This window comes from Bifidobacterium biavatii DSM 23969, from assembly GCF_000741165.1.
GTDB lineage: Bacteria > Actinomycetota > Actinomycetes > Actinomycetales > Bifidobacteriaceae > Bifidobacterium > Bifidobacterium biavatii.
This window is the reverse complement of sequence record NZ_JGYN01000010.1, coordinates 106,583-117,421: the sequence shown is the minus strand read 5'-3', so window position 1 is coordinate 117,421 and position 10,839 is coordinate 106,583. Positions and strand designations below refer to the sequence as shown.

Genomic DNA, 10,839 nt, shown 5'->3' with positions numbered 1-10,839 from the left:
CCGGCATGCCGCCAGTCGGCGATGCTCATGCGCTCGTCCTGGCTTAAATACCTCGTGCTGATCTTTTTGGGCTTGTCCACGGTGGAACGATACCAGTCCACCAAGGGCTTCTCGTTGCGTCCCGTGGCCCGCGTCCGACCGTTGCGCCACGCCTTCCCCGTTCGCTTCGACACGCCCACCGCGCGAGCGGCCTGCGTGAAGTTCATGCCCGCGTTGAGATACTCAACGTACCGTCCCCGCCGCGCCGCGCACATCTCACGACGCGTCGCGTACGTCACGCCCTCGAACACCCACCTACTCGCGCGCTGCGCGCTCTCGTCTCCCACCTGGCACTCCCATCAATCAGCCAAGCGTTGCAACGATCACTAGAACCCGCCTTTCGTTGTCCGGATTCGGGGGGGGGGCAAGGAGAGCCCAGAATGCGGTTGTAGGGAGTATAGGCCAAACCTGCTCGTGTGACATTGCGGATAGTACTATCTTCTGCTCGCGTCGATGTCACGCAAGGCATGCAACGGCATGCCGGTCGCCGGGGTATGGTGAAGGGCATGGGCAAATGTGCATACACCGACGTGATCTTCGACTACTGCGACGTGCTGCTGGACTGGCGGCCGCGGCTGCCGCTCGACGGCCAGTATCCGGCCGGCGTGGTCGACATGTTCTTCGACAAGACGGACGAATACGGGTTTGACTATTACGATGCGATGAGCGACTCCGGCTGGAGCGAAGAGCGCGTGCTCGCCGACTATGAGCGTCACCACGGTCCGGCCGTGGCGTGGGTGTTCCGCGTGTACTTCGAACGCCAGCAGCTGTCGCTGTACGACATGATCGACGGCATGCCGACGCTGCTGCGCGACCTGGACGCGGACGGCGTGCGACTGTGGGGACTCACGAACTTCACCGCGAAGTACGTGCACGCCGCGCGGGAAAAGTTCCCGTGGCTGCGACTGCTGCGCGATACGGTCGTCTCGTCCGAGGAGCGGATCCGCAAGCCCGATCCGATGATCTACCGGCGTGCGATCGAACGGTTCGGCGTGAATCCGGCCACCACCGCGTTCGTGGACGACAAGGCGTACAACGCGGAGGCCGCCACCGCCGTAGGCCTGCACGGCATCCGGTTCCTCAACGCCGCGCAGACACGTGCGCGCCTGTTGCCAGAAAACGACCATCGATGAGCCGCATATCCGGGACAAGGACTCAATTACGGTCTTCTACAGCCGGATGAGGGCAGCAGCTGAGTCAAGCGAGCGGATCGTGGACTCGGTCATGGTCGAACGGGGAGGGAATCCGCCTACACGATGCGGCGGTCGGCGGCCCAGCGGGTGAGTTCGGTGCGATTGGACAGCTGGAGCTTGCGCAGCACGGAGCTGACATGCGTTTCCACGGTTTTGATGGAGATGAACAGTTCCGCCGCGACCTCCTTGTACGTGTAGCCGCGCGCGATGAGCCGCATCACCTCCTGCTCGCGGGCTGACAGCCGGTCCAGCTCCTCGTCGTGCGCGCCGAACCCGCCGCCGGAAGCGGACCCGACGCCGGAACCCCCGACCGGCACGCCCTGGAACGCGGACAGCACGAATCCCGCCAGCTTCGGCGAGAACACCGCGTACCCCTCGTTCACCTGGCGGATCGAATTGATGAGATCCTCGCCGGTGATCGTCTTGGTCACGTAGCCGCGTGCCCCGGCGCGAATCACCGAGCCGACGTCCTGCGGCGAATCGGACACGGACAGTGCCAGAAACGCGGAATGCGGCGAATACGCGAGCGATTTGGCAAGAATCTCCGCTCCGCCACCGCCCTCGCCGCCCGGCACATGCACGTCGAGCAGCACCACATCCGGCTTGGTCGTGGCGATCATCGCCACCGAACCCTCCACGTCCGGCGCCTGCCCGACGATCGTGAAATACGGCTGCAGCGTCGCGATCACGCCCGCGCGGAACATTTCGTGATCGTCGACCACGGCCACGCGAATCGAATGCGCGCCGGTTGCTCCAGACGCGTCGACCGCGTCGGCAGTCTCGTTCATTCCGTTCATTCCTCCGCTCCCTTCTCTGTGCCGGCTTTGTCGGTTTCGTCGGCTCGTTGATCAAGCCGGCAACGTTTGCTGATCTTGCTTGCCGACTCGACTCGGTGATTCGCGCTCACTTTGCGCGTTCGCTTTCGTCCGTGCTGCCGCCACGCGCGCCGTCGTCGGCGATTGGCATGTGCATGCGCACTTCCGTGCCCCAGCCCGGCCGCGACACGATGTCCACCGTACCACCGCGCCGCCGCACGCGGCCGATGATCGACTCGCGGATGCCGAGCCGGCCTTCAGGGATCGCGTCGACGTCGAATCCGTCGCCGTGGTCGCGCACGAACACGTCGACCGTGCCGCCGCCGGCCTCGCAGTAGACGGATACCGGCTCGCCGCCGTGCGTGACCGCGTTGACGAGCGCCTGCTGCGCGGCGTCGAGCAGCGCGTCGGTCTGCGCGCTGGGCCGTGCGTCGCCGACGGTCACGACCTCGATCGGCTTGCCGTGCGTGTCCTCGACCTGCGCGGCCACGGCCTTGATGCCGGCGCTGACGGACCGGTCAGACGTGGTGCGCTCCTGATACAGCCATTCGCGCAGTTCGCGCTCCTGCTGGCGGGCCAGCGTGAATACGGTCGCAGGCTCGTTGCTGTGCAGTTGGATGAGCGCGAGCGTTTGCAACACGCCGTCGTGCAGATGCGCGGTCATGTCGGCGCGCTCCTCCTCGCGCTCCTTGAGCGCGCGTTCGGTGCCGAGTTCGCGGATCAGCGAGCTGATCCACGGCACGATAGACACGCACACGCCCGCTAGCAGTATGAATCCGGCCATAATGATGCGCCGCGGCGACGCGCCCCAGCCGGGAATCGCCGATTCGAACACGAACACCGCGTACGCGACGAACAGCAGCGTCACGCCGCCGAGCATCGACCACAACTGGCCGTCCTTCGCCCCGTAGCGCAGCCACGCCATGCCGACGCCGGTCACGGCCAGCAGGATCGGCAGAATCAGCTCGCCGGCCACGCCGCCGTACAGCATGACGACGGTGATCGCCAGCAACGCAAGGCCCGCGAGCGCGACCAGTGCGGGCTTCGGCGCGCGTTTGAGCGCGTCCAGTAGCGTTTCCGACTGGCCGGCGACGGCGAGGGCGGGGTCTGCAGGACTGTCCGATGTTGCGCCGTCGCCGTTCGCCGCGCCGGTGCGTTCGCCGTCGGTCCATCCGCCCATCCGACGATTGCCGCGGGACAGCGGCGAGGATGCGGCCGGACGTGCCGCGGCGCGTGCCTGCGCGGCGGCGACGGGATCGCCGACCGGCATGAACAGCCACAGGAATACGTATGCAACGATGCCCGCCCCGAACATGCACGTCGCGGCCACGAACAGCAGGCGCACCCAGCCGACGCCAACGCCCGTATGCATCGCGACGCCGCGGCACACGCCGCACAGCATGCGTCCGCGCTTCGGGCGCATGAGCGGCAGCCGTTCGGGCGGCGCGTACGGGACGACGGACGGGGTCGGCGAAGCCGATGAGGCCGAAGCTGCTCCATACGTTCCGTATGCGGACCCCGACGCGCCGCCGGGTCGCGCGCCGATCCACGCGCCCGACTCCGGATCGGACTGCGAGGACGGCGCATAGGGATGCTGCTGGAAAATCATGATTCCATTGTGCCGCCGTGCCGGGCCAATCGGAGACCGACCGAGGGGACGTTCGGGGAAACGACATGCGCGGTTCAGGGAACAATCAGGGTGTTCCCGGACAGCTCCGGCGCGCGGGGGCTGCTGTAATGGAACCATGAGCAATGCGAATGACTTTTCAGGATCCTCCTTCCGCGGCGACGCCTCCGGCAGTGCCGGCGGCGATCCGTCCGCCAACCCCGTCGGAGATCCGGCGGGCGGTCAGACGGGCCGTGCGTTCGGCGGGCCGCAATACGGCGATCCGCAGTATGGAAGCCAGCAATCCGGCGGTCCTGCAGGCGGTCCCGCGGGCAACCCGTACGTCGGTCCCGCGGGCAACCCGGCGGGCAATCCATCGGGCAACCCGTACGCCGGTTCCTTCGGCAATCCCGCGTTCGGGCCGAATCCATACGCCAATCCCGCGCCGCCGGTGAGCGGAGACGGCACCGGCTGGGGGAGCGGCGGTGCGGCCGGTGCGTCCGGCGTGATGCAGCGCTTCTTCCGCTGGGTGCGCAGCAGCGGCATCGGACGGTCCGACGACCGCTGGGTGGGCGGCGTGTGCGGTGGGCTCGCGCGATATTTTCGCATCAGTCCGGTGCTGATGCGCGCGATCATGCTCGCCGCGGTGCTGGTGTGCGGATTCGGCGCGGCGTTCTACGCGCTCGCATGGTTCGTGCTGCCCGACGATCGCGACGGGACCATTCTCAGTGAACGGCTGGTCGCCGGCGACTGGGATTGGGCGTGTCTCGGCGTGTTCCTGTGCTTTGCGATCGGCGTGATGTTCCCCGGCGCGGGATTCGTGCTGACGCTGATTGCGGCGTTCGTGCTGTGGCTGCTGCTGGAACGCGAGATGCGTCGCCAGCGCGGCTACGGCGGCCGGTCAAGCTCCGCACGCGGCGCCAATCCCGGCACTCCGGGCAACCCCGGCGCTCCCGGCACGCCCGGCAACGGCGGCTGGAACGGCGGCTGGAACGGCGGCCCGGCGAACGGCCCGGCGAACGGCCCAGCGAACGGCCCGGTGGGAGGCCCAGCGAACGGTCCGACCGGCAACTCTGCCACCGGCCCGACCGGCTCTTACGAGTATTACGGCGGTTGGAACGGCAATCAGGCCAGCGGTCCTGGCTCGTACGCCGCGGGCGGTCCGACCGGTAACGGCGTCATGGGCGGTCCTGCGGGACGCAACGGTTCCTCCGCACCCCAGTCCGCCACATTCGGCGATCCCACGCATTCCGCCGGCGGCGCAACACAACCGGCAACGTTCGCATCGGTGCCTCCGGCTGCGGCATCGCCGGTATCATCGGGCAACGCACCATACTCCGCAACGGGAACGGCCGGCGCCGCGGGCGCACCGTTCTCAGCCGCTTCCCCCGCGACCGCTTCCGCAGCAACCGCATCATCTGCAGCATCGGCCATGCCGCAAATGACCTCGCCGTATCGTGCGCCGCAGCCCAAACCCAAGCCGAAATACGCGCGGCGCAAGCCGGCCGGACCGTTCGTCGTGGCCGTCGCGCTCGGCATGATCCTCCTGTCGATGGCCGTCGCGTTCGTGCTGAGCGGCACCGATCTCGGCGGCGCGATCCGCGTGTGGACGTTCTGGTCAGCCGGCGTGTGCATCGCGCTCGGCCTGCTCATCGTCATCCTCGGCCTGACCGGCCGACGCTCCGGCGGACTCGTGCCGATCGCGTGGATCGCCGCGATCGTCGCCGTGTGCATGATCGGCGTGAACCTGACGTACTCGTACCTGCTGCAGCAGTATCCGAACTACACGGACCGGCAAGGATACGAACGGATCAGCGTCGACGGCGAAGACACGGTCCAATACTCAGCGGTTCAGCCGCTGCCGCTGGACGACGACGGCGAGCAGGGACTCGCGATAACGGGCTCCGACTACAACCGGGACAGCGTCACGCTCGACCTGACCAGATACGCGTCCTCTGATCCGCACCACGTCCGCCTCGGCGACGGCAGCATGGTCTACTCGCACTGTCCGAACGGCCAGCTCAACCTTGCCGTGAACGACGCGCGCGTCACCATCACGCTGCCGGAAGGGTGCACCTACTGGTTCGTCGGGCAAGGCAGCGAGTTGAGCTATTCTTCCACGATCGGCGGGCAGTGGTCGATGGTGCTGGGCGGAGATCTCATCGGATTCAACGACGGCGGCAACTTCGCGTACAGCAACGGCACCTACTATTCCTGCCCCTCCGGGCAGGTCTCCGAAAACGGCTGCGCATGGGTGACCGATTGGGACAAGCAGCCGGCGGACGGGCCGGAGCTGGTCATCAACCCGATCGCGATGCTCAGCGGCCGGGTGACCGTGCAATACGAGCGCGGCGTCGACGGATACGAGCAATGACCCGTGCGGCAGCGAACGCGGCCCAAACGAGATACGTACAGGAGAACGACCATGAACAATGACGACCAGGACGACAAGACCACGGCGATCGAGACGGCGCCGACCGTTGCGCTCGACACGGACAGCGCAGCGACGACGGCCATGCCGGCGCAGCCGCGCGATATTGCGGACGATATTGCGGACGATGGTACGGACGATGTCGCGGAAACGCGCGCGATCGCCGCACACGACGTGGTTGCCGACGCGGTTGCCGCGCATGACGAAACCGACACGACCGTGATTCCGGCCACGCTGGACACGTCCAACGACACGCCGACCGAAACCATGCCGCCGATTGCGGCCGCAACAGGCGGCACCGGCGCGACGGACGATCAGATCGGCGGCACTTCGATCCTGCCGACGCGCGATCCCGCGCAGACCATTCCGACGGTCACGTATCCGGCGGGACACGATGCCGCACGCACCACGGCCATGCCGCTCACCACGCCGCTGGCCACGCTGGTACACAATACGGAGCAGATCGCCGCAGTGGGCGAGAAACATGCGGCGGACGGCAGCTCGACGGTGCCGCTTTCGACGGTGCCGCTGTACGCGGCGAAAACCGCGGCGTCTGGCGACACGCATGCCGATGCTCCCGCCGATAATCCCTTCGCTGCGCACGCCGACGAATCCTCTGATAAATCCTCTGATAAATCCTCCGATAAATCCTCCGACAGGCGGGGCGTGATCGACGCGAGCCTAGACGATTTCGCCCAAACCGTGCCGATGACGGTGGCGGTGCCGACCGACGAACCGACGGCGGCGATTCCGCAGTCGGATGCGGCGCGGCACGATCCCGACAAGACGGCGGGCGCATCTTCTGGAGACCTTGCCGGCGGTACGGGCACAACCGTCCCGGACACTGCGGCATCGGAGTACGCCGTGCCCGATGCCGGCCTCGGCGATCGTGCGGAGGATCGTGAACATGGCGCGGGTGCGGCTCAGCCGGCAAACGCGGCGGCCTTCGGGGCATCCCGCCAGCCGAATCCCGAACAGGCGCCGGCATGGACGCAGCCGGCCCGCAACACGCAGCCGGTCGTGCAGGTCGAACGCGACATGCCGCCGGAACCGCAGGTGATCCGCAAAACCGGTCCGAACGCGGCGGCCATCGTCTTCGGCGTCATGGGCATCCTGCTCGGCGCGGTCACGCTCCTGCTCGGACTGGACTATCCAACCAACCTGTTCTTCTGGCTGGAAGCGACCCGCGCGTGGTCGCCGCCATCGCCTGCGCCGTCGTCGGCGGGGCGCTCGTGCTCATCGCCATCGTCTGGTCGCTCGCCAAAATGATCGGCTCGCGGCACGACTCTCAGGGCAGTTCACGGCACGACTCGCAGCGCGCACAACGCAACGGCAAGGCGGCGGCATAAGCTGGAATCGGAGAGCCGGGGCATCTGGGCATCGACGAATCCGGGCATGACATTGGCAAACCCGCCCGATCCGCGCCTCCGAACCTCCGCGTCTCCGCACCGACGCTCGGCGGCGATCCGACGATCAGACGGCCAGTCGTCGGCGTCTATTGCGCGGCCTCGGCCTCGTCGAGATCGGCGAACCCGCCCAACCGCACGGTGGCGAGGATCGTCTCCTCGGTCAGATTGCGGCCGTCGGCGGTCTTGTCAGCCACCATCCGCTCATACAGGCCGAGCGTCCGGTCGGAATACGTGCCGAGTTCGCCGCGCAGATACGTTTCGAACGACGTGGCTGCAGGCGTGTCCTCCGCGGTGGTGAGCACGCGCATCGCCTGGCCGAGCTTCGGGTATCGGGCGCGGAACGCCGCCGCCCACGCGACCTGCGTGGCGATGATCCGCTCCTGCCGTGCAATGCGCTCGCCGGACAGCCGCGGAATGTACGGCTCGATGTTCGTCTCGTATTCGGCCGGCGCGGTGGATGCCATCATGCGGCCATATTTCTCGGTGACGAGATTGCGGCCGATGCGGTCCGCTTCGGCCAGGTCGTCCAGATAGCTCTCCAGCAGCGGCGCGGGCCACGTGAGGAACTGGCTGGTGCGCATCTGGTTGAACACCGGCCAGTTGCCCTGACAGGCGGCTCGCCCGCCCTCGTTGTTGGTGCGCTGGAACTGGTCCCATTCGCGGCGGACGATGCGTGCGATCAGTGCATTGTTGTCTGTGGCGTTGTTTTCGCCATTATTTGCGGCATGGTCATTGGTCATGATGGTCTCCGGTGTGGTGAGAGGCATGGATGGGTGAATGCGGACGACATTCCGCAGTTGTAGGTTTCCGATCGGGATTCGAACCATGGGCGTAAGCATTGTGCTGCTGGAATTCCAATGGTTTTGCGAGATTTTCTTGGCGCTCGCTGTCTCAGGTTTCATATGCCTGAACCTACAACTGTGAAATGTCCTCTGAATGGAGCGGCTATGCGAAGGGTTTACGGTCAGATCGACCTCAAACATGCCGCGTCGCCGCGAATGTGTTCTTCGACGTACGGGCGCTGCCATTCGAGGAACGTGTCGTCGCTGCGCGTCAGACCCTCGCGCTTCAGCTCGGCCACGACCTCGCCGCAGATCCGTTCGATGGTTTCGTTGACCTGAGCCACCGCCGGGGCCGCGCCGCGCCCGCCCTCGCCGAATCCGGCCCCGCCGTAGCAGGCCGCCGAGCTCAGGCGCAGCAGCGACTCCAGCTGATCGCACACATTCGCCAGCCGCGTCGCCACGCGGGTGCTCAATCGGCGCAGCGCGGCGAAACGCCACTTGTAGTACGGCAGATAGCCGATCGTCACCGGCTCGTTCATCAGATACACGAGCGACGCGGCCGCATCCGCGAACTCGCCGATCGACAGCCATGCGGCCGCGCCGTCGCCGCGCTCCAACATGCGCGGCACGTTGTACTGTCCCGCCTGCGCCATCATGCCAAGCCGGCGCGAAATCAGCGACAACCGCACGTCGTCGGGCATGAACTTGAACGCCTGACGCGCGGCCGAAAACGCGCCCAACGGGTCAGCGAACACCTCGCCGTTCGTCGCGGCCGCCAGTGTCGGCTCGTCCAGCATCAGCCATTCGTGCGGGCGGTCGGCGGCCGGGGCCTTGCGGTAGCCGGTGATCGACTCGAAGAAATCGCCGATCGTGAACACGCCGTCGCGACGGCCCGCGCCCTGCGCGCGCGGCGTCACCGTGCCGTCGTCGGCTCGCGCATATCCCATGAACTCGTGCGGCAGTGCCTCGTAATCGGCCTGCAAACGCTCGCCGATCGCCGCGTAATCCTCGTCGGTCAGCCACAGGCAGAAGCGCGGGCCGAAGTCGTGGTCCTGCGAGATCGCGTCGTCGAAGCCGTAGCATTCCGACCCGTGGCCGACGAGTCCGGCGGCGATGCGCCCCTGATATTCCGGGTATTTCGCCGCGATCATCGGCTTACCGATCTCGTTCCAGTATGCGCGCGCCAGTTTCAGCCCGGTTATGCGCGGGCGGGAGGAGACGCTCTGACTGGAGTGTGGTGCTGTTTCACGGTCATTTCGATCGGAGTGTGGTGCTATTTCACTGTCATTTCGACCGGAGCGCAGCGGAGCGGAGAAATCTTCCCCCGCTGATGCCCCTGCTGTGCCGGAATCATGTGTCTCCCGGGACGATAGATTGCTCGACTCGCTGTGCTCGCTCGAAATGACAGCGGAAGAGGCTGCGCCGCCGACTTCAACCCCCGCCTGCCGCGCCGCGTCCTCGGCCTGCTTGAGGTTCGCCTCGGTGATGCGGTAGTAGTCGGTGTCCGTGCCGTAGCATTCCTCGATTACCGCGAGAGACTGCCGATATAGATCGACCGCGTGCGCGAAATCGCCGGCCACATAGCGCACCTGCGCGTATCCGGCCAGCGCGGACGCGTAGTGCGCGCTGTGCTCGAGATGCCCGTTGCGGTAGATGTCCAATGCCCGGGCTGCATGCGCGTCGGCCTCGTCGAGCTTATGCTCGCCGAGCAGCGTGAGCGCAAGATTGGTGTTCGTGGACGCGACGTCAATGTTCGCGTTCGCGTCCGGACTGGACGATTCGAGGATGCCGAGTGCCTCGCGCAGCTCCGCTTCGGCCTGTGGCAGGCGGTCCGTTTCGCTGTACAGCATGGACAGGTTGTTGTGCAGCGCGGCGAGACGGCGGTCGGTGGGGGAGAGGGTTTGTTTGGCCGAATCGAGCGCCATGTGGTAGAGCTCTTCGGCCTGATCGTAATTATGGGCCGCGCGCTGGCCGGTGGCCGCGTTGATGAGCGTGGTCGTCCACGCCTCCGTGCCTTCGAGGCCCATTTTTGCGGCGAGTTCGAGCGCCCGCTGGATGATCCACTGGTTTTCCTTGTGCAGGCCTTGCGATCGGTAGAAGCCCATCGTCTCGTTGAGCACGGTGAGCAGTCCCGCGTTGTCGCCCGCGTTCTCCGCATCCACGGCTGCCTGTTCGAGATATGGACCGGCCTTGGTGGCGGCCTCGTGCGCGTCGAAGATCGCGTCGAGGCCGGCGAGGAACTCGTTTACGTCGAAATGCGCCGGCTGGTCGGCGTCATCATCGACGCCATCATCCTGCACGTTTCCGTTGTCCGCAACGTCCGCATCGTTCCCGTCATCCGCGTCGCCGAATCCGCCGAACGCCTCCAAACGGCGTAACAGTTCGTCGTCGTTCATGCGCAAAGCCTCCTTGCCGCTCGTGTGATCGGTCTCCAGTGTACGTGCCTGGGGGATGAACGCGATCCACGTTCGGCTGTGAGGTTGATAACAGGGCGTTAGGGGAGCGGAAATGCTGTCATTGGCGCATGTCGAAGAGGTTTTTGCGATCTGTGAGGCGGATATTGC

Annotated in this window: 7 protein-coding genes and 1 pseudogene; 3 read left to right on the top strand and 5 right to left on the bottom strand. The window is 66.3% G+C overall.

The features are described from left to right. A pseudogene (locus BBIA_RS05075) lies at window positions 1–254 on the bottom strand (IS30 family transposase); the annotation flags it as partial. A 291-nt stretch (window positions 255–545) separates the two neighbouring features. Between BBIA_RS05075 and BBIA_RS05070 the strand changes: the two are divergent. Further along, window positions 546–1,172 carry an HAD-IA family hydrolase gene (locus BBIA_RS05070; RefSeq protein WP_051923803.1) on the top strand — a complete coding sequence of 209 codons (627 nt, stop codon included), beginning with the start codon at window positions 546–548 and terminating at the stop codon, window positions 1,170–1,172. Window positions 1,173–1,288: 116 nt separating this feature from the next. Here BBIA_RS05070 and BBIA_RS05065 read toward each other — a convergent pair whose 3' ends face one another. Continuing rightward, complete coding sequence (locus tag BBIA_RS05065; protein WP_051923797.1) at window positions 1,289–2,020, bottom strand: LuxR C-terminal-related transcriptional regulator; 732 nt, start codon at window positions 2,018–2,020, stop codon at window positions 1,289–1,291. Between the two features lie 115 nt (window positions 2,021–2,135). Next, a complete protein-coding gene (locus BBIA_RS05060) occupies window positions 2,136–3,470 on the bottom strand; it encodes an ATP-binding protein (protein ID WP_051923802.1) in 1,335 nt (444 codons plus the stop codon). A gap of 322 nt (window positions 3,471–3,792) precedes the next feature. On the opposite strand from BBIA_RS05060, the gene BBIA_RS15045 reads away from it, so the two are divergent. Next, complete coding sequence (locus BBIA_RS15045; RefSeq protein ID WP_033495330.1) at window positions 3,793–6,027, top strand: PspC domain-containing protein; 2,235 nt, start codon at window positions 3,793–3,795, stop codon at window positions 6,025–6,027. Window positions 6,028–6,078: 51 nt separating this feature from the next. Next, window positions 6,079–7,353, top strand: coding sequence for a hypothetical protein (locus tag BBIA_RS05045; protein ID WP_035138075.1), 1,275 nt, complete (start codon window positions 6,079–6,081; stop codon window positions 7,351–7,353). A gap of 226 nt (window positions 7,354–7,579) precedes the next feature. On the opposite strand, the gene BBIA_RS05040 is transcribed toward BBIA_RS05045, so the two are convergent. Continuing rightward, entirely contained in the window at window positions 7,580–8,233 is a 654-nt protein-coding gene (locus BBIA_RS05040) for a DUF4125 family protein (protein ID WP_051923796.1), read from the bottom strand. Window positions 8,234–8,457: 224 nt separating this feature from the next. Beyond that, the gene (locus BBIA_RS05035; protein WP_033495333.1) at window positions 8,458–10,671 is read right to left on the bottom strand and encodes a DUF4037 domain-containing protein; all 2,214 of its coding nucleotides are present in this window, start codon (window positions 10,669–10,671) and stop codon (window positions 8,458–8,460) included. Window positions 10,672–10,839 lie beyond the last annotated feature (168 nt).